The organism is Pantoea sp. UBA4549 (assembly GCF_002387285.1).
GTDB classification, from domain to species: Bacteria; Pseudomonadota; Gammaproteobacteria; order Enterobacterales; family Enterobacteriaceae; genus Pantoea; species Pantoea borealis.
Window position 1 is genome coordinate 144,872 of the sequence record NZ_DGLH01000006.1, and the last position, 22,181, is coordinate 167,052.

Annotated in this window: 23 protein-coding genes; 8 read left to right on the top strand and 15 right to left on the bottom strand. The window is 55.4% G+C overall.

Annotated elements, in window-relative coordinates:
* The first annotated feature begins 160 nt into the window (after window positions 1-160).
* Window positions 161-985, top strand: coding sequence for a Cof-type HAD-IIB family hydrolase (locus tag B3041_RS04025; protein WP_292969610.1), 825 nt, complete (start codon window positions 161-163; stop codon window positions 983-985).
* Between the two features lie 19 nt (window positions 986-1,004).
* On the opposite strand, the gene B3041_RS04030 is transcribed toward B3041_RS04025, so the two are convergent.
* On the bottom strand, window positions 1,005-2,150 hold the full coding sequence (locus B3041_RS04030) for an iron-containing alcohol dehydrogenase (protein WP_292969612.1): 1,146 nt from the start codon (window positions 2,148-2,150) through the stop codon (window positions 1,005-1,007).
* A 276-nt stretch (window positions 2,151-2,426) separates the two neighbouring features.
* Here B3041_RS04030 and gntT point away from each other — a divergent pair, with 276 nt between their 5' ends.
* Entirely contained in the window at window positions 2,427-3,743 is a 1,317-nt protein-coding gene (gene gntT / locus B3041_RS04035) for a gluconate transporter (protein WP_065649890.1), read from the top strand.
* A gap of 37 nt (window positions 3,744-3,780) precedes the next feature.
* Here the strand turns inward: gntT and B3041_RS04040 are convergent, their stop codons facing one another.
* Window positions 3,781-4,026, bottom strand: a complete 246-nt coding sequence (locus tag B3041_RS04040) for a hypothetical protein (RefSeq protein WP_065649889.1) — start codon at window positions 4,024-4,026, stop codon at window positions 3,781-3,783.
* A gap of 942 nt (window positions 4,027-4,968) precedes the next feature.
* On the opposite strand from B3041_RS04040, the gene pagP reads away from it, so the two are divergent.
* The 5 genes from pagP (at window position 4,969) to tatE (ending at window position 7,807) form a co-directional block, all read left to right on the top strand.
* On the top strand, window positions 4,969-5,541 hold the full coding sequence (pagP, locus tag B3041_RS04045) for a lipid IV(A) palmitoyltransferase PagP (RefSeq protein WP_065649888.1): 573 nt from the start codon (window positions 4,969-4,971) through the stop codon (window positions 5,539-5,541).
* A 150-nt stretch (window positions 5,542-5,691) separates the two neighbouring features.
* A complete protein-coding gene (gene cspE, locus B3041_RS04050; RefSeq protein ID WP_010615627.1) occupies window positions 5,692-5,901 on the top strand; it encodes a transcription antiterminator/RNA stability regulator CspE in 210 nt (69 codons plus the stop codon).
* Between the two features lie 358 nt (window positions 5,902-6,259).
* On the top strand, window positions 6,260-6,685 hold the full coding sequence (locus tag B3041_RS04055) for a GNAT family N-acetyltransferase (RefSeq protein ID WP_065649887.1): 426 nt from the start codon (window positions 6,260-6,262) through the stop codon (window positions 6,683-6,685).
* Window positions 6,686-6,709: 24 nt separating this feature from the next.
* Window positions 6,710-7,504, top strand: a complete 795-nt coding sequence (locus tag B3041_RS04060; protein ID WP_292969640.1) for a deaminated glutathione amidase — start codon at window positions 6,710-6,712, stop codon at window positions 7,502-7,504.
* Window positions 7,505-7,603: 99 nt separating this feature from the next.
* Entirely contained in the window at window positions 7,604-7,807 is a 204-nt protein-coding gene (tatE, locus tag B3041_RS04065) for a twin-arginine translocase subunit TatE (RefSeq protein WP_039383119.1), read from the top strand.
* 98 nt (window positions 7,808-7,905) lie between these two features.
* On the opposite strand, the gene lipA is transcribed toward tatE, so the two are convergent.
* From lipA to leuS, 13 genes are all read right to left on the bottom strand, one after another.
* Entirely contained in the window at window positions 7,906-8,871 is a 966-nt protein-coding gene (gene lipA / locus B3041_RS04070) for a lipoyl synthase (RefSeq protein ID WP_039383121.1), read from the bottom strand.
* 176 nt (window positions 8,872-9,047) lie between these two features.
* Window positions 9,048-9,698 (bottom strand): lipoyl(octanoyl) transferase LipB, encoded by a 651-nt coding sequence (lipB, locus tag B3041_RS04075; protein WP_065649885.1) that lies wholly within the window; start codon window positions 9,696-9,698, stop codon window positions 9,048-9,050.
* Between the two features lie 69 nt (window positions 9,699-9,767).
* Window positions 9,768-10,031, bottom strand: coding sequence for a DUF493 family protein YbeD (ybeD, locus tag B3041_RS04080; protein WP_065649884.1), 264 nt, complete (start codon window positions 10,029-10,031; stop codon window positions 9,768-9,770).
* 95 nt (window positions 10,032-10,126) lie between these two features.
* Window positions 10,127-11,338 carry a D-alanyl-D-alanine carboxypeptidase DacA gene (gene dacA / locus B3041_RS04085; RefSeq protein ID WP_065649883.1) on the bottom strand — a complete coding sequence of 404 codons (1,212 nt, stop codon included), beginning with the start codon at window positions 11,336-11,338 and terminating at the stop codon, window positions 10,127-10,129.
* 124 nt (window positions 11,339-11,462) lie between these two features.
* Complete coding sequence (gene rlpA / locus B3041_RS04090; protein ID WP_292969644.1) at window positions 11,463-12,536, bottom strand: endolytic peptidoglycan transglycosylase RlpA; 1,074 nt, start codon at window positions 12,534-12,536, stop codon at window positions 11,463-11,465.
* Window positions 12,537-12,546: 10 nt separating this feature from the next.
* Window positions 12,547-13,659, bottom strand: a complete 1,113-nt coding sequence (gene mrdB, locus B3041_RS04095; RefSeq protein ID WP_065650496.1) for a peptidoglycan glycosyltransferase MrdB — start codon at window positions 13,657-13,659, stop codon at window positions 12,547-12,549.
* 8 nt (window positions 13,660-13,667) lie between these two features.
* Window positions 13,668-15,572 carry a peptidoglycan DD-transpeptidase MrdA gene (gene mrdA / locus B3041_RS04100; RefSeq protein ID WP_292969646.1) on the bottom strand — a complete coding sequence of 635 codons (1,905 nt, stop codon included), beginning with the start codon at window positions 15,570-15,572 and terminating at the stop codon, window positions 13,668-13,670.
* 33 nt (window positions 15,573-15,605) lie between these two features.
* On the bottom strand, window positions 15,606-16,076 hold the full coding sequence (rlmH, locus tag B3041_RS04105; protein ID WP_013357098.1) for a 23S rRNA (pseudouridine(1915)-N(3))-methyltransferase RlmH: 471 nt from the start codon (window positions 16,074-16,076) through the stop codon (window positions 15,606-15,608).
* A gap of 3 nt (window positions 16,077-16,079) precedes the next feature.
* Complete coding sequence (rsfS, locus tag B3041_RS04110) at window positions 16,080-16,397, bottom strand: ribosome silencing factor (RefSeq protein ID WP_065649880.1); 318 nt, start codon at window positions 16,395-16,397, stop codon at window positions 16,080-16,082.
* 111 nt (window positions 16,398-16,508) lie between these two features.
* Window positions 16,509-17,177, bottom strand: coding sequence for a nicotinate-nucleotide adenylyltransferase (gene nadD / locus B3041_RS04115; RefSeq protein ID WP_292969652.1), 669 nt, complete (start codon window positions 17,175-17,177; stop codon window positions 16,509-16,511).
* Window positions 17,170-18,201, bottom strand: coding sequence for a DNA polymerase III subunit delta (gene holA / locus B3041_RS04120; RefSeq protein ID WP_292969654.1), 1,032 nt, complete (start codon window positions 18,199-18,201; stop codon window positions 17,170-17,172). The genes nadD and holA overlap by 8 nt, the downstream gene beginning before the upstream one ends.
* Entirely contained in the window at window positions 18,198-18,797 is a 600-nt protein-coding gene (gene lptE / locus B3041_RS04125; RefSeq protein WP_292969656.1) for an LPS assembly lipoprotein LptE, read from the bottom strand. The genes holA and lptE overlap by 4 nt, the downstream gene beginning before the upstream one ends.
* Before the next feature lie 14 nt (window positions 18,798-18,811).
* The gene (leuS, locus tag B3041_RS04130; RefSeq protein ID WP_065649876.1) at window positions 18,812-21,394 is read right to left on the bottom strand and encodes a leucine--tRNA ligase; all 2,583 of its coding nucleotides are present in this window, start codon (window positions 21,392-21,394) and stop codon (window positions 18,812-18,814) included.
* A 302-nt stretch (window positions 21,395-21,696) separates the two neighbouring features.
* Here leuS and B3041_RS04135 point away from each other — a divergent pair, with 302 nt between their 5' ends.
* Window positions 21,697-22,179, top strand: a complete 483-nt coding sequence (locus B3041_RS04135) for a zinc ribbon-containing protein (RefSeq protein WP_292969659.1) — start codon at window positions 21,697-21,699, stop codon at window positions 22,177-22,179.
* Window positions 22,180-22,181 lie beyond the last annotated feature (2 nt).

Here is a 22,181-nt window from a genome sequence, read left to right on the forward strand (position 1 = left end):
GCAGCAGCGGCAACCGGCATTATCACCGCCATCTTACTCTGCGGCGCGTTCAGGTAATCTCCCTCCGGAATACACCATAACTCCCGCTCCGTTTCAGTTTTCATCATTTGCCAGGCTATTCTGTGAGCTATCGCTAATACGCATATGCTAAGGAGCAGTGATGGCCGCAGTTAAAATGGTAGCAGTGGATATGGACGGCACCTTTCTGGATGACCGCAAGCAGTATGACCGGCCGCGCTTTATGGCCTGTTACCAAATGATGAAACAGCGTGGTATCCGGTTTGTCGTCGCCAGCGGCAATCAGTACTACCAGCTGAAATCCTTTTTTCCGGACATTGCCCATGAGATCGCGTTCGTCGCAGAGAATGGTGCGTGGATCCTTGACGGTGAAGAGGAACTTTTCTGCGGTGCGTTTAGCCCTGATGCAGTGCACGCCGTGCTGGATACGCTGCAGCAGGGTAACTATCCCGGCCTGCGTTTTCTTATCTGTGGTCGCAACAGCGCCTACTACTTTGCCGGTGCGGACGCGCAGTGGCTGCAGAAGATGCGGCATTACTGTCACCGCCTGCGGCCCATTGAGACGCTGGATGAGATTGCCGGTGACCGGCTGTTCAAATTTGCCCTGAACCTCTCTGATGAGTATGTACCGGTTCTGATGGCAGACATTGAGCGACTGCATCAGGGATCGGCTGCGGCCACCTCCAGCGGCCACGGTTCAGTGGATTTGATTGTGCCGGGACTCCACAAAGCCAACGGACTGCGTCTGCTGCAGCAGCGCTGGGGGATTGAGAGCAGTGAGGTGCTGGCATTCGGCGACGGCGGCAACGACCTGGAAATGCTGGCGCAGTCAGGATTCAGCTTTGCTATGCAGAACGCGCCGGATCGGGTCAAAGCCGCGGCGCGCTATGGCGCCGCGGATAATAATCATGCTGGCGTACTGCAGGTCATAGAGCAGATGCTGGCGGGCGACGGCCCGTTCGCCTGAGCAGAGCGCGCGGGCAGGATTAAAGAACGCGCCACGCCTGAACAAGCATGTCGGTCAGCTGCGTACTGTCATAGGTTACCCAGCTGTTTTTACTGTTAGCGCGTGCGACAATCCAGTCCACCTCTGTGGCAGAGAGCGCGGGTCCCTCCTGCCAGAACGGGACAATAGCGTGCTGCTGCAGCCAGGCCTTCAGTGCCAGCGGGGCAGGGGCGGACGCCCCGGGCATCAGCTGCGCGGCAAACGTGGCCATCAGATGCTGCTGCTCAGGGTGATCGCTCTCTGCCAGCAGCTCCAGAAACGGAAACAGCAGGCGGCCGCAGGCTTCACCATGGTGAATCGCTTTGATTGCCCCCAGCTCGCCAGCGATGCCATGGATCACTCCCAGCCCGGCGCTGCTCAGGCAGAGGCCGCCCAGCCATGACGCCATCATAATAGCCTCGCGCGCCTCATCTCCCTGCTGGTCAGCACGGTTCAGGTGCGGCCAGGCCTGGAAAAAGAGTCGCAGCCCGCTGAGCGCCATCTGCTGAGTAAAAAAGTTACCTTTTTTTGACAGGTAGGCTTCGAACAGATGGGTAAAGGCGTCAATAGCGCAGGTGGCAAGGATCTTATCAGGCGTGCCGCGCAGCAGATCAGGATCAAGAATCGCGACAGGAGGAACAAAGTTCGGATGGCGCAGCGACGCTTTGATTTTGATCTGCTGCTGATCGGTGACAACAGCGTTCTGCGTGACTTCGCTGCCGGTGCCGGCAGTAGTCGGGATAGCAATCAGTGGCAGCGTATCGCCCTGCACCGGTGTATCACCCACTTTCTCCAGATAGCACGCCGTCGGCAAAGGATGTTGCACCATGGCGCAGAACGCTTTGGCCGCATCCAGTACGCTGCCACCGCCAATCGCCACCACCCGCGCAACCCGCCCGCGCCAGCGCGCGACCCAGACGTCAATCTCTTCCGGAGAGGCTTCGTGACTGACTATTTCATAGTCCTGAATAGCGTGTTGCAGCTCACCCTCCAGCTGACGCCACGTCTCGCTAGCGAGAAATGAGCGGCCGCAGAACAGCAGCGCAGGCTGCGGGTCCTCAGCCAGTAACGGCAGCAGACGGTGAATACTGCCGCGTCCGCACAGAGTTTGCTGGTTACTGTAAAGCGCAATCAGGTTCTCACTCACCTGTCTATCCTTTCAGATTGATTTCAGGCAGCCAGTGTAGCGAAAGCGCTGCAGACGCCGATATAAAGGCCGTTAGCTGAATGAGCAAAAGTTGATCGCCTTCGCAAAAACGAAATTCTGCCCGCCACTCTGATGTTACCGGTCTGATGTTACCCTTAACATGATACCGGTAACAGTATGACGCATTTTGCAACATCCGGCCGCATCTGGCCGATCCGATAGAACAACGCAACCCGCTGGCAACTGACGCCGCGCGTAAAAAAGTGGAGAAAAACCATGCCATTACTCTATGTGGCGATTGGCGTAGCGCTGCTGCTGCTGCTGATGATTCGCTTCAAACTTAACGGCTTTATCGCGCTGATTCTGGTGGCGCTGGCGGTGGGCATGATGCAGGGCATGCCGGTTAATAAAGTGATCGGCTCGATTAAAACCGGCGTGGGCGGAACGCTTGGCAGCCTGGCGCTGATTATGGGCTTTGGTGCCATGCTGGGTAAACTGCTGGCTGACTGTGGCGGCGCACAGCGTATTGCTACTACGCTGATTAAAAAATTTGGTGAGAAACATATCCAGTGGGCGCTGGTACTGACCGGTTTTACCGTCGGCTTTGCGCTGTTTTATGAGGTGGGTTTTGTGCTGATGCTGCCGCTGGTATTCAGCATCGCCGCATCAGCGCGCGTGCCGCTGCTTTACGTCGGTGTTCCCATGGCAGCAGCACTATCAGTAACGCACGGTTTTCTGCCGCCGCATCCGGGCCCGACCGCAATCGCTACGCTATTTAACGCTGATATGGGCAAAACGCTGCTTTACGGCACGCTGCTGGGGATCCCTACCGTAATTCTGGCTGGCCCGGTGTATGCGCGTTTTCTGAAAGGCATCGATAAGCCGATTCCGGAAGGGCTGTGGAATCCAAAAACCTTTACGGAAGCAGAGATGCCAGGATTTGGCGTCAGCGTCTGGACTGCGCTGGTGCCGGTGATCCTGATGGCATTACGTGCGGTGGCTGAGATGCTGCTGCCGAAAGGACACGTGCTGCTGCCGTACGCAGAGTTCTTTGGCGATCCGATTATGGCAACGCTGATTGCTGTACTGATCGCTATTTTTACCTTTGGTCTGAATCGCGGACGCAGCATGGATGAGGTGATGGGCACGATCACCGACTCCATCAAGATCATTGCCATGATGCTGCTGATTATTGGCGGTGGCGGGGCGTTTAAACAGGTGCTGGTGGACAGCGGCGTGGACAAATATATCGCGGGCATGATGCATGCGACCAACCTGTCGCCGATTTTTATGGCCTGGTCGATTGCGGCGATCCTGCGTATTGCGCTGGGGTCAGCCACGGTTGCCGCGATTACGGCTGGCGGGATTGTTGCACCGCTGATCGTGACCAGTGGGGCCAGCCCTGAACTGATGGTGATAGCGGTAGGCTCCGGCAGCGTGATTTTCTCGCACGTTAACGATCCGGGCTTCTGGCTGTTTAAAGAGTACTTTAATCTCACCATCGGTGAGACTATCCGATCGTGGTCAGCGCTGGAGACGATTATTTCCGTATGCGGTCTGGCAGGCTGTCTGCTGCTCTCTGCTGCGCTGTAATGCTTATAACGGGCCACAGAATTGTGGCCCGACAGCCTTAATGTGGCTGCTCAAAACCCGCTTTAACCATCTGCTCGCGCAGTGCGCGGGTAATTTCACGATTGCCCCCCGTTACCGGGTAGATGACATTATTCACCACATCATCCAGATAGTGCTCATCAAACTCCTGCATGGTCAGCTGTGTACCGCCTTCATCGTTAATAGCGATACTCCCTTTAATATGGCTGCCGACATCTTTAGCCTTCAGGCTATAACGTCCCATGCTGGTATTAATCGTACTCATAATTTCTCCTCGTTTCGCTAACAGAGATAACCATTGAGGCCCGTTGCAGGCGCTTTAAGTTTAGCCTGTCGTTATCCGTAAAGAGCGCCAGCAGGGCCAGTTAATGACTGAGCTGAGACCCTGCTCGCAGAAATACCATGGGCTTATTTTCCTGACGGGTAAGCGAAACGCACGCCGGCAGCGCACGGTGAGTTCAGAATATTCAGCTATACTCAGCAGCGGATGCATAAATTTTCAAATTGAAGGAGCGAATAATGAAAATATTTCTGTGGATTATTGCGATTGTCTTTATTGTCGGGCTGTTGACTATTACGGGTGTATTCAAGCTGATTTTCTGACGTGTTCAGGCACCTGCGGGTGCCTGAAATTATTATCGCGCATAGCGTACAATGGGCTGTCGGCCTGTCATTTCAGGCGGTTTAATATCTGCACTACTCAGCGGCTTCCTGCATACTGCACAGCGCGCGCCGTGATGACCTGCTGGCTCTGAAGTCTCACTCTGCTGGCACGTATAGTAGAACTTTTTACTGCCGCACTGGCTGCAACAAATCGTCACCCTTCCTCTCCCTGTTCCCTCGCAGAAAACAAGAAATATCTCAATCAGAGTCCGGGTTCAAATGATTAATTCTGTTTATATGTATAACAACACGGCAAATTTAATCTAATCCATGATAAATAAGGATTTTTTTCGTTCAGCTAATTGCTAAAAGTGCACTTTACGTCACAGAAACCCTTTTTCTGTTTTGTTTAGCCAGGGTTTTAGCGATTGCGACGCTGAAAGGTACAATACGCCTCTTGCGTGTATGTCATTTCAGACTATATCTGAAAAGCGTTACCACTCTTTTTGGTAACTTCAGACGTAAAAACGCAGCAATCAGTTTTGCAGAGCAACTTACAGATGTTCTGCTTGCCATTACATTACGCAATAACAGGGTTTTATTTGTGAATCGACACGTTTTAGCAGCCATATCGGGCTGCGTGTTGACCATACTGGTCTCATTTTCTGCTTCAGCCGCTACGGCAGGCGCCGCGCTTAAAGCGGGATGGAATAGTTTCAGTGACAATGTGGCGCAGACCTGGTCTGCGCCACAGCATTATGATCTTTATGTACCGGCTATTACCTGGCACAACCGCTGGACATATGATGATGAGCACATCAAAAAGTATAACGAACGGCCGTGGGGCGCAGGGGGCGGCGTCTCGCGCTGGGATGACAAAGGCAACTGGAACGGGCTCTATGTCATGGCGTTTAAAGACTCCTTCAACAAGTGGGAACCTATTGCCGGCTATGGCTGGGAAGCAACGTGGCGTCCGCTGCAGGATCAGCATTTTCATCTGGGAGCGGGCTATACCGCTGGCTTTACTGCACGTGACAACTGGAAATATATTCCGGTACCGCTGGTACTGCCGCTGGCTTCCATAGGCTATGGGCCTGCTACCTTTCAAATGACTTACATTCCCGGTACTTATAATAATGGCAACGTCTATTTTGCCTGGCTCAGATTCCAGTTTTAAGCGAGCAGGTAAGTGCAAAAGTGTGATGCAGGAACAAAAATCCGATATTTATCACTTTTTCATCAATTCGGACTGGACAAATGCCACTGCAATTGCTGTACTAGATGACGACACAGTTTAGTGTCCATTTTTCATGTAAAGGTAATATAGATGTCCAAGATCAAAGGTAACGTTAAGTGGTTTAATGAGTCCAAAGGATTCGGTTTCATTACTCCAGAAGATGGCAGCAAAGATGTATTCGTACACTTCTCTGCTATCCAGAGCAACGGCTTCAAAACTCTGGCTGAAGGTCAGCGTGTAGAGTTTGAAATCACCGACGGCGCTAAAGGCCCATCTGCTGCTAACGTTACCGCTCTGTAAGTTAACAGTCAGAATTTTAAAAACCCGCCTGATGGCGGGTTTTTTTTATCCATTTTTCAGTTCTGCCACCAGGTGATCAGCCAGGCAGCAACCACTACTGCAGTAAAAGCCAGTGCCAGTATCTCTTCCGAAGAACGTGGGATCCAGTTTTTCATTTTACTCGCCTCAGATGTGATTTTCTTCAGCATGCCAAAGCAAGATTAAGTCAGCCTTAAGCCCGGATGACAGAAATAGGGCATCGCTGCTTTTTGCTGGCTGTTTCACAAACCGGGGATGCAACAGAGTTTTAACCACTACCGCTTGCAGCTTTTCCTGTTCACAGGCTATATAACAACAGCCCGATACAAGGAGGAGCACGATGCATATACGAAAAGCGCGGCCCGATGACTGTTTCGCCCTGAGCGCACTGCTGGCTGAGCTTGGCTATAGCGGCACTGAGCACGTTATTGAAGCGCGTCTGGCGCAGCTTTGTACTCATCCGGATGAGATTCTGCTGGTGGCGGAGCACGGGGCGCAGGTGCTGGGATTTTTGTCGCTGCATTTTATCCCGCAGCTGGCGCTGGCAGGGGATTTCGCCCGTATCAGCTATTTTTGCATTGCGGAAGGTGAACGCAGTAAAGGCAGCGGCCAGCAGCTGCTGTCCCACGCTGAGCAGCTGGCGCGGCAGCGAGGCTGCGATCGTATGGAGGTGCACTGTCACGCTTCGCGGCTTAAGGCCAATCAGTTTTACGCACGTGAAGGCTATGTGGAGTCACCGCGCTATCATATAAAAGATCTCTGTTAGCACAGCGGTACCGGAGGAGAAAAAATGAGAGCGGCAATGGGGCAGTTCGCCGTCAGTAGCGAGTGGCAGGAGAATATCGTTACCTGCCGCGATCTGATGCAGCGTGCGCGGGCAGGGGGGGCCGATTTGCTGGTCCTGCCGGAAGCGGTGCTGATGCAGGACAGGGATCATCCCGATCGTATTCTGCAGGCGGCACAGCCGCTTGATGGCCCGTTTGTCAGCGCGCTGCTGGCTGAAAGTGCAGAGAACAGCCTCACGACTATTATGAGCGTGCACGTGCCGGCTGCAGCAGGAAAAACGCAAAACATGCTGATTGCATTGCGTAGTGGCAGGATCATTGCCCGGTACGCCAAGCTGCATCTCTATGACGCCTTTGCGATGCAGGAGTCGCAGCGCGTGACGCCAGGCAGCAGTATCCCGCCGCTGATTGAAGTCGCGGGTATGAAGGTCGGGCTGATGACCTGCTACGATATTCGCTTTCCTGAGCTGGCACGACGTCTGGCGCTGGATGGGGCAGACGTGCTGGTACTGCCCGCGGCCTGGGTCAGAGGTCCGCAAAAAGAGCGTCACTGGGCGCTACTGACTGCTACCCGCGCACTGGAAAATACCTGTTATCTGGTTGCCACCGGAGAATGCGGGCCGCGTAATATTGGCAACAGTATGACGATCGATCCGCTGGGGGTGACGATCGCGCAGGCCGCTGAATCTGCGGCGCTGATCTTTGCCGATCTGGAAAGGGAGCGACTCGCTTACGCACGCCGCATTTTGCCGGTGCTGGAGAACCGCCGCTTTGCCACGCCGCAGCTGCGTCAGGAGTGATCGATCCGATCTTACTCTGTTACAGAATTCTGTTGAGTGCCGGCGCAGAGTGCGCGTTAATAAGGGCTGTCCGTTATACGTGAGAGCTGAAGGTAGAGTATGGAAGGTATCAGTATTGCCAAGCTGCTGATTATCGGTGCGCTTATTGTTCTGTTATTTGGTACTAATAAGCTGCGTTCACTGGGCGGTGATTTAGGATCGGCGATCAAGGGCTTTAAAAAAGCCATGAAAGACGACGACAGCACCGTTGCAAAGAGCAGTGCAGATGAGATCCCGGCAGAGCGCGTCAGCCATAAAGAGTAACGGCGTGCCCGGGCCGCACAACTGTAACAAGTTGTGATGAAAAAAAACCAGACTCAAAGAGACTGGTTTTTTTGTATCAGAAAGATGTCAGCAGAGGATTATTTTACTTCCAGCCCTTTAGCCTGCATATCCGCATGGTAAGACGAGCGCACAAACGGGCCACAGGCGGCGTGCGTAAAGCCCATCGCCATCGCTTCTTCTTTCATCTCATCAAATTCCGCCGGGCTGACATAGCGCTGTACCGGCAGATGGTGACGGCTCGGCTGCAGATATTGTCCCAGCGTCAGCATGGTTACGCCGTGACGACGCAAATCGCGCATCACTTCCACAATCTCTGCATTGGTTTCGCCCAGGCCGACCATCAGGCCCGATTTAGTCGGGATATCAGGATGCGCCTCTTTAAAGCGCTCCAGCAGCTTAAGCGACCACTCATAGTTAGCGCCAGGACGTACCTGACGATAGACGCGCGGCACGTTTTCCAGATTATGGTTAAACACGTCAGGCGGCGTGGCGGTGAGGATCTCCAGTGCACGATCCATACGTCCGCGAAAGTCAGGGACCAGCGTTTCAATTTTTATGCTGGGACTCTTTTCACGAATAGCTGTAATGCAGTCAGCAAAGTGCTGTGCGCCGCCGTCACGCAGATCGTCGCGATCGACAGAGGTGATAACCACATAACGCAGTGCCATATCGGCAATGGTCTGCGCCAGCTTCAGCGGCTCGTTCGCATCAGGCGCATTAGGACGACCGTGCGCCACGTCGCAGAACGGGCAGCGACGGGTACAGATGGCGCCCAGGATCATAAAGGTGGCGGTGCCGTGGTTGAAACACTCCGCCAGGTTCGGGCAGGAGGCTTCTTCGCAAACGGAGTGCAGGCCATTTTTACGCATCGCGGCTTTGATGCCCTGAATGCGGCTGGAGTCGGCCGGCAGTTTGATCTTCATCCACTCCGGCTTACGCAGAATTTCGTCGCGCTCGGTGACCACGGTTTTCACCGGAATCAGCGCCATTTTGTCGGCATCGCGATACTTGACGCCGCGTTCCATCTGAATTGGTTTACTCATAAATCTGCAGGTTCCGATCGGGATTGCGATTTGAAAGCTTCCTCACTCAAACTGAGAACCAGGCTTTCAACTTTTTTTGAAAAATTTGCAAAAATTATATCATCTCGCCGCTGCAGAAGCAGCCGCTATGCGGTGAGAAAGGTTACAATTTTGTAAATACGCACGCACAGACAAGGTCAGTCAGCGCTTTCATCCTGCCAGGCCATCTCGTCAAATCCTGTTAAACGCGCGAAGTGTGCCACCAGACGCGGACGTACGTCAGCCGGCAGAGCACCGGGCCGGAACTGGCTTAGCTGCGTCATCTGCATCCCGGCATAGCCGCACGGATTGATACGCAGAAACGGAGCCAGATCCATCGCGATATTCAGCGCCAGCCCGTGAAATGAACAGCCTTTACGGATCCGCAATCCGAGCGAACAGATTTTGTCATCACCCACGTAAACGCCGGGCGCATCTGCGCGCGCGCGCGCCGCCACGCCGTACTCTGCCAGGGTGGCAATGACGGTCTCTTCCAGCGCCGTAACCAGCTCGCGCACGCCCAGCCTGCGCCGCTTAATATCTACCAGCACGTACATGACCTGCTGGCCCGGGCCGTGATAAGTGACCTGCCCCCCGCGATCGCTCTGCACCACCGGAATATCGCCTGGCATCAGCAGATGTTCAGCTTTACCAGCCTGTCCCTGCGTAAAGACCGGCGCGTGCTCAACCAGCCAGAGCTCGTCGGGGGTTTCCGCGTTGCGGGTATCGGTAAAGTGATGCATGGCGTCAGAGACAGGCTGCCAGTCGCGCAGGCCAAGATTGCGTACAAGAAGTGTATTTGCAGACACAGCAGAGGTCCGGTAAAGAGGGAAAGCCTGAGTATAACGCTGGCAAAGCGGGCTTTGCCAGCGCCGGTATTACAGAACCATGCGCACGATATCGATGTTACCCAGCTCTTCATAGAGCGTTTCAACCTGCTCAATATGGGTCGCGGTAATGGTGATGGATACAGAGTGGTAGTTGCCTTTGCTGCTGGGCTTTACGTCAGGTGTATAGTCGCCAGGCGCATGCCGCTGCACCACTTCAACCACTTGATCAACCAGCTCCGGCTGCGCCAGTCCCATAACTTTATAGGTAAAGGGGGTAGGGAATTCGAGCAGTTCATTCAGTTTGGTTTTCATATTAACTCCGGTGCTTAAAAAAACAGGCTCCCGCCTGGGCGAGAGCCTTGATCATATCTTATTTATGGGCGGGCTGGTGATTTTTCAACCGCGACTCAGCCAAACCAGTGATGGAACATCAGCTTGATGTAGTCGATGATGCGGCCAAAGAAACCGCCTTCCTCAACTTCATTCAATACGACCAGCGGGCGCTGCTCAACCGTTTTACCATCAAGCTGGAAGTTAATGCTGCCAACCACCTGGTTTTTCTTCAGCGGCGCGTGCAGTTCAGTGTTGTTCAGCACATAGCTCGCCTTCAGATCTTTCATCCGGCCGCGCGGGATAGTCAGATAGGCGTCTTTCTCCACGCCCAGCTGAACGCGATCGGTATTGCCAAACCAGACGGGTTCAGAAGCAAACTCTTTACCCGCTTTCAGCGGTGCCACGGTTTCGAAGAAGCGGAAGCCCCAGGTCAGCAGCTTTTTGCTTTCGGTCTCGCGTCCTTTAAAGGTGTGGCCGCCCATTACGGCGGAGATCAGGCGCATCTGGCCTTCGGTAGCAGACGCCACCAGGTTATAGCCCGCCGCTTCAGTATGACCGGTTTTGATGCCGTCTACTGCCAGACTGCTGTCCCACAGCAGACCGTTACGGTTCATCTGACGAATATTGTTAAAGGTGAACTCTTTCTCACGGTAGATAGCGTACTCATCCGGCACGTCGCGGATCAGCGCCTGGCCAATCAGCGCCATATCCCGTGCGGAGCTGTACTGGCCGTCAGCATCCAGACCATGTACCGTCTGGAAGTGGGTGTTTTTCAGGCCCAGTGCGCCAACATAGTTATTCATCAGGTTAACGAACGCATCCTGGCTGCCAGCCACGTAATCAGCCATCGCAACACAGGCGTCGTTACCGGACTGCAGCACGATGCCGCGTGTCAGCTGGGAGACCGGCACGCGATCGCCTGGCTTGAGGAACATCAGCGATGAGCCCCTGAATACCGGATTGCCGGTAGCCCAGGCGTCTTTGCCCACGGTAACAATATCATCCTGATGGATCTTACCGGCTTTAACCGCCTGACCGATAACGTAGCTGGTCATCATTTTAGTCAGGCTGGCGGGATCGCGGCGCGCATCAGCGTTCTTTTCTGCCAGTACCTTGCCGGAGTTATAGTCGATTAGTACATAAGCCTCAGCATCAATGTCCGGCACACCCGGAATCATGGTTTTGAGATTGATATCATCAGCAAAGGCAACATGGCTGAGAGAGAAGGCGACCAGTGATCCCACTGTCAGGCGTTTCAGCAAACGAGAAGGTTTCAGCGTATTCATGTTAAGGACTACAACATCCGTGGGGTTAAGGGTGAAAAAAGTGCCTTACTATAGCAAATGCGGGATCGGGCAGCATCCCGCATTGCCGGTCAGTTTTAGCCGTAAATGTTACTGTCCGTCACTTTCAGGGACGAGCTGTGGTAATAAAGGCGTTAATCTGCGCTTCCGTACTGAGGCGCTGCTGCAGGGCCGCAGCATCCGCGCGGCGGGCAAAGCTGCCAAGCTGAACGCGGTAAACATTACCGCTGCTCTCAACCTTACCCGGCACGCCAAAGCGCTTACCCAGCGTGCTGGCCAGCTGCTGTGCGCGACCTGCATCATTCAGCGCGCCAGCCTGCACAACATAGCTGCCGCTGGCCGGTGCGCTCTGGCTGGTCGCGGCGGCGGGAGCGGCAGGGGCGGCTACTGCGGGTGCAGGGGCCGGCGGCGGCTCGCTGCCCTCCAGCACGCCGTTTGCTAACGGCTGCGGCGCGCCCAGAAAGCCGCTGCTCTGTACCGGGGCACCCAGGCTGTCGTCGCCCTGCAGCGCACGGTTATCAACTTCGCGCACGTCTGTGTCTGCGGGCTGCGGCGCGCTGCCGCCGTTCATGACATTACCGCCGCTGAGATCGGGACGGGCGGGCAGCGCGTAGCTCTGCTTCGCCACCGTGGTGCCAATTGTACCGGGGCCGGAAACTGAGCCATCAGGCGCGACGTTGATAAAGTCGACCCGAACGCGCGTATTGTTTGAAATATTCAGACGATCGCCCGCGGCGCGTGACAGATCGATAATACGCCCCGGCATGTAGGGACCGCGATCGTTGACGCGTACCACAATCTGCCGGCCGTTGGCCATATTGGTGACACGCACGTAGCTCGGCAGGGGCAGGGTAGGATGCGCGGCGGTCAGTGCATCAGGATCGTAGGTTTCACCAATAGCGGTGCGGTTGCCTTTAGCTTCATCGCCATACCAGGTTGCCAGGCCCACTTCACTGAAGCTGGACGGATTTTTGACCACGCGCCAGGTTTTGCCATTCACGCTGTAATCCTGGCTGGTGGCCGGATTGATCGGTTCATAGCGCGGCTCAACGCCCGGGATCTCCACTACCGGACCGTTATACGCCGGTTGTGGCGGTGGCGTATTTGTTTGCGGTTCCTGTGTGGTACAGGCACTTAATACCAGTGACGCCAGTGCAACCCCAAGCCAGTCCTTACGCATGTGCAGCCTCTTAAACGCTTTTAGACAACATTTTTCGATGAGTATGGATCGACATGACAATGCCGAACCCCGCCATTAATACGATTAGCGCCGACCCGCCGTAACTGACCAGCGGCAGCGGTACGCCAACCACCGGTAAGATACCACTTACCATGCCAATATTAACGAAAACATAAACAAACAGAATCAGCATTAATCCGCCTGACATCACGCGACCAAACGTGGTTTGCGCCCGTGCGGCGATGATCAGGCCGCGCATAATCAGCAGCAGATAGAGCAGCAGCAGCAGCAGCACGCCGACCAGGCCCAGCTCCTCTGCCAGCACGGCAAAGATAAAGTCAGTATGACGCTCCGGCAGAAACTCCAGCTGGGACTGCGTACCGTGCAGCCAGCCTTTACCGCGCAGGCCACCGGAACCGATGGCTATTTTGGACTGAATAATGTGATACCCCGCGCCGAGCGGGTCGCTTTCAGGATCGAGCAGCATCATCACGCGATCGCGCTGATAGTCATGCATCAGGAAAAACCACAGCACCGGAATAAAGGCGGCAACCAGCAGCACCGCCACGCCAATCAGCTTCCAGCTCATACCGGACAGGAACAGCACAAACAGGCCGGAAGCGGCGATCAGAATAGAGGTGCCGAGATCGGGCTGTGCTGCCACCAGCAGTGTAGGCATAAAGATCAGCACCAGGGCGATGCCGGTATTTTTCAGCGTGGGCGGACAGACGTCGCGGTTAATAAAGCGCGCGACCATCAGCGGCACGGCAATTTTGGCTATTTCTGACGGCTGAAAGCGCACAAATCCAAGATCGAGCCAGCGCTGTGCGCCTTTACTGATATGGCCAAAGGCGTCAACGGCTATCAGTAAAATCACGCAGACAATATAGAGATAGGGCGCCCAGCTCTCATAAACGCGCGGCGGTACCTGCGCCATCACCAGCATGATCACCGTGCCCATAGCAATCTGACCCAGCTTCCGCTCCATCATGCCCGGATCCTGCCCGCTGGCGCTCCAGATCACAATGGCGCTGTAAGTCAGCAGCGCAATAACAATTAACATAAACAGCGGGTCGATATGGATACGTGTCCAGATCGTCCTTTTCTGCGGACTATCGTTCATCGACATGATTATTCACCTTCGTAGCCGGGCGGCGTCGGGGCGGCTTCAGGCAGCACCGTATTATTGTCACCCAGCATTATGTGATCGAGGATCTGGCGCATTACGGTTCCCACTGCCGGGCCGGCGCCGCCGTTCTCCAGAATGATGGTAACGGCCACGCGCGGTTTGTCGTATGGCGCAAAAGCGGTCATGAGTTTGTGATCGCGCAGGCGTTCGGCAATTTTGTGCGCGTTATAGGTTTCATTCTCTTTCAGGCCAAATACCTGTGCGGTACCTGACTTGGCAGCAATTTTATAGGGCGCATCAGCAAAGCTTTTGTGTGCTGTACCGTTGGCGCGGTTGGCGACGCCATACATGCCATCTTTGGCAATCTCCCAATAGCCGGAGTGAATATCGCCAATCGGTGCATCCGGTGGCTGACGATAAGGCACCATGGCGCTGCCCTCACGCGTAGCGCGCAGCAGATGCGGCACTTTGATAACCCCATCATTAATCAGGATCATCATCGCTTTGTTCATCTGTACCGGCGTAGCAGTCCAGTAGCCCTGTCCGATACCGACCGGAATCGTGTCACCCTGATACCAGGGTTTTTTAAAGCGTTTCATTTTCCAGTCGCGCGTCGGCATATTACCGGCGCTCTCCTGCGGCAGATCGATACCGGTGCGATGACCATAGCCAAATTTGGTCATCCACTCCGAGAGGCGATCGATGCCCATATCATAGGCGACCTGATAGAAGAACGTATCCGCTGACTCTTCCAGCGATTTTGTAACGTTAAGACGGCCGTGGCCCCATTTTTTCCAGTCACGGTAACGCTTTTCAGAACCAGGGAGCTGCCACCAGCCAGGATCGAACAGGCTGGTATTACGGTTAATGACGCCCGCGCTCAGCGCTGATACCGCGACGTAAGGTTTTACCGTCGAGGCGGGCGGGTAGGCGGCCTGCAGTGCGCGGTTATAGAGTGGCCGGTTTTCATCACTCAGCAGCGCCTTGTAATCTTTACTGGAGATGCCATCGACAAACAGGTTGGGGTCGTAGCTTGGCGTGGAGACCAGCGCCAGGATCTCACCGGTGCGCGGATCGCTGACAACAACCGCTGCCCGGCTGCCGGTCAGCAGGGTTTCAATGTATTGCTGCAGCCGGAGATCAACGGTCAGCCAGATATCGCGGCCCGCCTGCGGAGACTGCTCATGCAGCTGACGGATCACACGGCCACGGTTATTGACCTCGACCTCTTCATAGCCGGTTTTGCCGTGCAGCACATCTTCATAGTAGTTTTCGATACCGAGCTTGCCGATATCATGCGTGGCGGCATAGTTAGGCCACTTACCCTCTTCATCAAGGCGTTTGACATCGCGATCGTTGATTTTGGATACATATCCCACAACGTGCGTCAGCGTCTGGCCATAAGGGTAATAGCGGCGCTGGTAGCCTTTAACTTCCACGCCGGGAAAGCGGTATTGATTCACGGCAAAACGTGCAACCTGGACTTCATTCAGGCCGGTTTTAACCGGAATAGAGGTAAAGCGACGCGAGCGCTTGCGCTCTTTTTCAAAGGCGTCGATATCGTCGTCAGTCAGATCCAGCACCGGTCGCAGCGCCTGCAGCGTCTGCTTCAGGTCGTCAACTTTTTCCGGAACCAGTTCCGCCTGATAAATCGTGCGGTTCAGCGCCAGCGGAACGCCGTTGCGATCGTAGATGATGCCGCGGCTCGGGGCGACCGGTACCAGCTTGATACGGTTCTCATTCGAGCGGGTGCTGTAATCATCAAACCGCAGGATCTGCAAATGATAGAGGTTGAAAATCAGCACGCAGGAGAGCAGCAGAATGCCGATGAACGCCACAAGGGCGCGGCGGACAAACAGTTTTTGTTCGGCAGTGTAATCGCGAAAAGCGTTGCTCTGTAGTTTCATCCGCTGCGTTTTTATCTGGAGGTTGTCGGGCGTTTATTCACGATGATAAGGGTGATTCGTGGTAATACTCCAGGCGCGGTAAAGGCTTTCAGCAACCAGTACGCGTACCAGCGGATGAGGCAGCGTCAGCGCCGACAGCGACCAGCTCTGTTCGGCAGCGGCTTTACACGCCGGAGCCAGGCCTTCAGGACCACCAATCAGCAGGCTGACGTCACGGCCATCCAGTTTCCAGCGTTCCAGCTGCTGTGCCAGCTGTGGGGTTTCCCACGGCTGTCCGGGAATATCGAGCGTGACAATACGATTACCTTTGCCCACTGCCGCCAGCATCGCTTCGCCTTCTTTTTCCAGAATGCGTTTAATATCAGCGTTTTTGCCGCGTTTTCCGGCCGTAACTTCAGTCAGCTCAAACGGCATATCTTTGGGAAAACGCCGCAGATACTCCATAAAACCGGTCTGAACCCAGTCGGGCATTTTAGTGCCAACGGCTACAAGTTGCAGTTTCACTGCTTAGCTCCAGAGCTTTTCCAGCTCATAAAGCTGACGGCTCTCTTCCTGCATTACGTGCACAATGACGTCACCGAGATCGACAACAACCCAGTCCGCTGCCGCTTTACCTTCCACGCCCAGCGGGGTCAGGCCAGCTGCGCGGGACTCCTGCATAACGTGATCGGCAATAGAGGCAACATGGCGGGTTGAGGTGCCGGTGCAGATGATCATGTAATCGGTGATGCTGGATTTGCCCTGAACATCAATCGCAATGATATCCTGGCCTTTAAGATCATCAATTTTATCAATAACGAACTCTTGGAGTGCTTTGCCTTGCAAAAGGTTCCCCTTAAAAACAGGTAATGCGGGCTGGCTGAATGCCCGGAAATGCAGCCAAAAATTAAGCGGCGCAGTATAGCATGCTACAACCGGGGGGGATATATATCCGGGTTATTTACCCGCGCCGGCTGGCGGAACATCCCGATAGAGGCCGGTGCGGTCGATATAGTCGATCACCGCTGCCGGCAGCAGCGTGCTGCAGGATTGCCCCTGATGACGCCGCTGGCGGATTTCAGTGGCAGAAATAGCATAAAGCGGCGTTTCCGCCAGCCAGATATGGCCCGCCGGCGCGTTGTGCAGCGCCGCACTATCCTGCGTCTGATGCTGTTCCAGCCACCGCTGCATCTCAGGCGACCCCATTTCTGTTGCATAGCCGGGTCGTTTGCAAACCAGCAGGTGACAGAGTGACAGCAGCTCCTGCCAGCGATGCCATTTATGCAGCGACAGCAGTGAATCCTGGCCGATGATAAAGCCGAGCGGCTGCCGGGGACCGCGCTCCTCACGCAGCGCTTCCAGCGTGGTGACAGTCCAGGAGGGGGTCTGGCGCTGCAGCTCGCGCGTGTCGATATCAAACAGGGGCCGGTCGGCAATCGCACACTGCAGCATCGCCACCCGCTGTGCGGCACTCGCTTCCGGCTGTGGCCGGTGGGGGGGCACATTGTTGGGCATCAGCGTGACTTTTTTCAGCCCAACCTGCTGCGCCAGCGCCTCTGCCGGATGCAGATGACCATAATGCACCGGATCAAACGTGCCGCCAAACAGGGCGCTGAGCTCAGACATCATGTAATCCTGACGGAAAGTGGCGCTGACTGAGCAGCAGCGAGAGCGTTTCCAGCTGCGGCCAGAGATTCTGACCATAATCCTGCTTCATAGTGAGCTCCAGCTCAGCCAGCAAGTGTATCGCCTGATGCAGCCGTTCGGCGTCCAGCCGCTGCAGCGCCCCGGTGAAGAGCGCACGCCGGTTCTGCCAGATGCGCTGCTGGTCCATAAGCGCACGCAGAGGCTGCTTTGCCTGATTGCGCTGCAGATGAAGCAGCGTCAGCAGATCGCGCTGCAGGGTACGCAGCAGGATCACCGGTTCGCTGTCCTCTTTCTGCAGCTGATGCAGGATGTGCAGCGCCCGCTTGCCTTTTCCCGCCAGCAGCGCATCCACCCAGTGAAAGGGCGTAAAATGGGCAGCATCGTTTACTGCGGCTTCCACCCGCGGCAGCGTCAGCTTGCCGTCAGGCCAGAGCAGCGACAGCCGCTCCAGCGCCTGGGCCAGCGCCAGCAGATTGCCTTCATAGCAGTAGCAAAGCAGCTGAACAGCAGCGTCATCGACGCTGAGCTGCATCGCTTTGGCGCGAGCGGCGACCCAGCGCGGCAGCTGTGCCTGTTCAGGCGTCTGACACGGCACCAGTACTGCCTGCGCACTCAGCGCTTTATACCAGGCGCTGTTTTCCTGTGCTTTGGTCAGTTTTGTCATACGCAGTACCAGCAGAATATCGCTGTGCAGTAAGGCAGAAAGAGTAACCAGCTGCTCAGCCATCGCAGCATTCGGCCCGTTTTCCGGCAGCGTCAGCGTCAGTGTCTGACGCAGGGTGAACAGACTCAGCGCCTGACAGCTGGCGAAAAGCGCCTGCCAGTCGGTCTGGGCATCAAGCGTCACCGCAAAGTGCTCTTCAAACCCCTGGCTGCCAGCAGCGGCGCGAATAGCATCCGCACTCTCCTGAATCAGCAGGGGTTCATTACCGGCGAGAAAATAGCAGGCGCGCAGCCCCTCACGAAGCTGCGCGTGCAGTTGCTCAGGATAAATCCTGATCATTGCAGACTGGTGGCGGAAGAGGAGGGCACTTCCGGTGAATCAGAACCCGGCGTAATAACCTCCGGCTCCGGCAGCGTCTCTTTGTTATTGAGCTGCGCGGCATGCACCGTGAGCAGTTTACGCACCAGCTGCTCTGCTGCACGCTGACGCATCTCCTGCAGGATCATATCCTGTTCCGCATCCTTTGCCAGTGCGGCGTTAGGGTTGTCGAAGAACGAGCGGTAGACCGTGGTGCTGATAGGATAAATTCCTTTGCCTGGCAGCACGACCTGCGCGGTCAGCGTCATCACCAGCGAATATTCCGCCGTGGTACCGCTGATAAACACTGACGCGGTGTCACGCCCCTGTCGCACACTTCCCAGACGCAGCGTCGGGTAAGTTGCGCTGGCCTCTCTGCTGTCCTCAACGATGTTGACATCGTTGATGCGCAGCTGCTGACGCACGGTGCGCGCCAGCGGCCCGTAGGGATCGCCACTCTGTACAATCAGCGTTTTCATCTCCGATGGCACCTGAGTGGTGCCACGCGGATGAAATCCACAGCCTGCGGTGGCCAGCACCGCAAGCAGGACAAACAGCCTGATAACTAGTTGTCGCACAGTTCCTCCTGAACTTAACCCACGACCAGGTTAAGCAGTTTGCCAGGGACATAAATCACTTTACGCAGCGTGACGCCGTCCAGATATTTTGCCACCAGTGGCTCCTGGGCGGCTCTCGCCTGCACCTGCTCCTGAGTAGCATCTGCTGCCACGGTGACTTTGCCGCGCACTTTACCGTTAACCTGTACCACGACCAGCATTGAATCATCGACCATTGCGGCTTCATCCGCTTCAGGCCACGGTGCATTATCAATGCTGCCTTCGCCACCCAGCGCCTGCCACAGCACATAGCTGGCATGCGGCGTGAACGGATAGAGCAGGCGCGTGACGGCGACCAGCGCTTCCTGCATCAGCGCGCGATCCTGTTCGCTCTCCTGCGGCGCGCGCAGCAGCTTGTTCATCAGCTCCATGATAGCAGCGATAGCGGTGTTGAAGGTCTGACGACGGCCAATGTCATCCGCAACTTTTGCAATGGTTTTATGCAGATCGCGACGCAGTGCTTTCTGCTCACTATTCAGTGCGCTGACATCCAGTGCGGCAGTGGCGCCTTTTGCTACATGATCGTAAGCCAGTTTCCAGACGCGTTTCAGGAAGCGGTTAGCCCCTTCTACGCCAGATTCCTGCCATTCCAGCGTCATATCAGCTGGCGATGCAAACATCATGAACAGGCGTACGGTATCGGCGCCATAACGCTCAACCATCAGCTGCGGGTCGATGCCGTTATTTTTCGACTTCGACATTTTGCTCATGCCGGCATAGATAACATCCCGGCCCTGATTATCCACTGCTTTGGTGATGCGACCTTTATCATCGCGCTCAACGGTGACATCAACCGGGGAGACCCAGTTACGCTCACCGTTAACGCCAACGTAGTAGAACGCGTCTGCCAGCACCATGCCCTGACACAGCAGACGTTTAGCGGGCTCATCCGAATTTACCAGGCCCGCATCACGCAGCAGCTTGTGATAGAAACGGAAGTACATCAGGTGCATGATGGCGTGTTCGATGCCGCCCACATACTGGTCTACCGGCAGCCAGTAGTTGGCCGCAGCCGGATCCAGCATGCCTTCGTTGTAGTTAGCACAGGTATAGCGTGCATAGTACCAGGAAGACTCCATGAAGGTGTCAAAGGTATCGGTTTCACGCAGTGCCGGCTGACCATTCACAGTGGTTTTGGCCCACTCCGGGTCCGCTTTGATTGGGCTGGTGATACCATCCATGACCACATCTTCCGGCAGAATAACCGGCAGCTGATCTTCTGGCGCTGGCATGACCGTGCCATCTTCCAGCGTCACCATCGGAATAGGTGCGCCCCAGTAGCGCTGACGTGAGACGCCCCAGTCGCGCAGACGGTAATTGACTTTGCGTACGCCAACGCCTTTTGCGGCCAGCGCGTCAGCAATCGCGTTGAAGCCTGCCTGATGATCCAGACCGTCGAACTCCCCTGAATTAAACAGCGTGCCTTTTTCGGTCATGGCGGCGCTGCTCAGATCGGGTTCTGAACCATCAAGGGTGAGGATAACCGGCTTGATGTTCAGGCCATATTTAGTGGCAAACTCCCAGTCGCGCTGGTCATGACCCGGGACCGCCATTACTGCACCGGTGCCATACTCCATCAGAACAAAGTTCGCGACCCACACCGGAATCGCTTCACCGGTCAGCGGATGGATAGCAGACAGGCCGGTCGCCATGCCTTTCTTCTCCATCGTCGCCATATCCGCTTCTGCTACTTTGGTCGTGCTGCATTCGGCGATGAAATCGGCCAGCACCGGATTGCCTGCGGCAGCCTGACGCGCCAGCGGATGACCCGCAGCCACGGCGATGTAGGTCGCGCCCATAAAGGTATCGGGACGGGTCGTATAAACCGTGACCTTTTCGTCGCTGTGCGCGACGTCAAACGTGATCTCAACGCCTTCTGAGCGACCGATCCAGTTACGCTGCATGGTTTTAACCTGCTCCGGCCACTCATCCAGCTTGTCGAGGTCGTTAAGCAGCTCTTCAGCGTAGTCGGTGATTTTGATAAACCACTGCGGGATCTCTTTGCGCTCAACTTTGGTATCGCAGCGCCAGCAGCAGCCATCGATCACCTGTTCGTTAGCCAGCACTGTCTGATCGTTCGGGCACCAGTTAACCGCTGAGGTTTTTTTATAAACCAGACCTTTTTCGTAGAGTTTGGTGAAGAACCACTGTTCCCAGCGATAGTACTCTGGCTGGCAGGTGGCCAGTTCACGACTCCAGTCGTAGCCAAAGCCCAGCAGCTTAAGCTGGTTCTTCATGTAGTCGATATTGTCGTAGGTCCAGGGCGCAGGCGCAGTGTTATTTTTTACTGCAGCGCCTTCAGCCGGCAGGCCAAATGCGTCCCAGCCAATCGGCTGCAGGACGTTTTTACCCAGCATGCGCTGATAGCGGGCAATGACATCACCAATGGTGTAGTTACGCACGTGGCCCATATGCAGGCGGCCAGAAGGATAGGGCAGCATCGACAGGCAGTAATATTTCTCTTTGCCTTCCTGCTCGGTGACTTTGAAGGTTTCATTTTCGTCCCAGTGCTGCTGGACGCGGGATTCTATCTCTTCCGGGCGGTATTGCTCTTGCATGGCTGCCTGTGATCCTTAGTAAAAATCGTTTTTCCCAAGCTGTCTGCAGCAGCAGCAGAGCCGCTGACATCATCGTCTGGTGGCTTCACCGCCGCATTGAACAGGCCGGGTTTGTCTACTTATGATCCGCATAGCATACCCATAAGCCCCGCCCTCAACAACATTTCACCGTTTCTCTCTTCTGCTTTTCTGCGGAATGCGTTGCAGGTTCCGCGCTTTTGCAATTTACGCCATGCCCGTCAGAGGTTTTGTGATAAAGCGGCTAAACTTACAGCAGCCCTCACAGCAGAAAGGAGAATAAAATGAACAACGTGGCGCAGGCGTATCGAACCACGGTAGCAACGTTAACCCAGCGACTGGAGCGTGGTGAACGCGATATCGACGCGCTGGTCGCGGAAGCGCGTCAGGATCTGCTGACCGATGAGAGCCTCTCATCTTCAGAAGTGGATGAAGTTATGCGGGCGGTGCGACGCGATCTCTACGAATTCTCCCGCAGCTATCCGCAAGCGGAGAGCACGCTGGAAGATTCGGTCTTTTTACGTGTGATCCGCGAGAGCCTGTGGAAAGAGCTGGCGGATATCACCGATAAGAGCCAGCTGGAGTGGCGCGAAGTGTTTAAAGATTTGCATCACCACGGCGTTTATCAGAGCGGCGAGGTGGTTGGTCTGGGCAATCTGGTGTGCGAAAACTGCGGCTTTACGCGCGCTATTTATACGCCTGAAAGTCTGACGCGCTGTCCGGAATGCAATCACGACCAGTTTCAGCGCCAGCCGTTTGAGCCCTGACA

What these genes read in the sequence shown, in the direction of transcription:
- mrdA (WP_292969646.1), bottom strand. Translation starts at nt 15,572, where the DNA reads ATGAAACTACAGAGCAACGCTTTTCGCGATTACACTGCCGAACAAAAA.
- B3041_RS04040 (WP_065649889.1), bottom strand. Translation starts at nt 4,026, where the DNA reads ATGAGTACGATTAATACCAGCATGGGACGTTATAGCCTGAAGGCTAAA.
- gntT (WP_065649890.1), top strand. Translation starts at nt 2,427, where the DNA reads ATGCCATTACTCTATGTGGCGATTGGCGTAGCGCTGCTGCTGCTGCTG.
- mrdB (WP_065650496.1), bottom strand. Translation starts at nt 13,659, where the DNA reads ATGAACGATAGTCCGCAGAAAAGGACGATCTGGACACGTATCCATATC.
- nadD (WP_292969652.1), bottom strand. Translation starts at nt 17,177, where the DNA reads ATGTCTGAGCTCAGCGCCCTGTTTGGCGGCACGTTTGATCCGGTGCAT.
- cspE (WP_010615627.1), top strand. Translation starts at nt 5,692, where the DNA reads ATGTCCAAGATCAAAGGTAACGTTAAGTGGTTTAATGAGTCCAAAGGA.
- B3041_RS04025 (WP_292969610.1), top strand. Translation starts at nt 161, where the DNA reads ATGGCCGCAGTTAAAATGGTAGCAGTGGATATGGACGGCACCTTTCTG.
- leuS (WP_065649876.1), bottom strand. Translation starts at nt 21,394, where the DNA reads ATGCAAGAGCAATACCGCCCGGAAGAGATAGAATCCCGCGTCCAGCAG.
- dacA (WP_065649883.1), bottom strand. Translation starts at nt 11,338, where the DNA reads ATGAATACGCTGAAACCTTCTCGTTTGCTGAAACGCCTGACAGTGGGA.
- B3041_RS04060 (WP_292969640.1), top strand. Translation starts at nt 6,710, where the DNA reads ATGAGAGCGGCAATGGGGCAGTTCGCCGTCAGTAGCGAGTGGCAGGAG.
- holA (WP_292969654.1), bottom strand. Translation starts at nt 18,201, where the DNA reads ATGATCAGGATTTATCCTGAGCAACTGCACGCGCAGCTTCGTGAGGGG.
- lipA (WP_039383121.1), bottom strand. Translation starts at nt 8,871, where the DNA reads ATGAGTAAACCAATTCAGATGGAACGCGGCGTCAAGTATCGCGATGCC.
- rlpA (WP_292969644.1), bottom strand. Translation starts at nt 12,536, where the DNA reads ATGCGTAAGGACTGGCTTGGGGTTGCACTGGCGTCACTGGTATTAAGT.
- B3041_RS04055 (WP_065649887.1), top strand. Translation starts at nt 6,260, where the DNA reads ATGCATATACGAAAAGCGCGGCCCGATGACTGTTTCGCCCTGAGCGCA.
- tatE (WP_039383119.1), top strand. Translation starts at nt 7,604, where the DNA reads ATGGAAGGTATCAGTATTGCCAAGCTGCTGATTATCGGTGCGCTTATT.
- ybeD (WP_065649884.1), bottom strand. Translation starts at nt 10,031, where the DNA reads ATGAAAACCAAACTGAATGAACTGCTCGAATTCCCTACCCCCTTTACC.
- B3041_RS04135 (WP_292969659.1), top strand. Translation starts at nt 21,697, where the DNA reads ATGAACAACGTGGCGCAGGCGTATCGAACCACGGTAGCAACGTTAACC.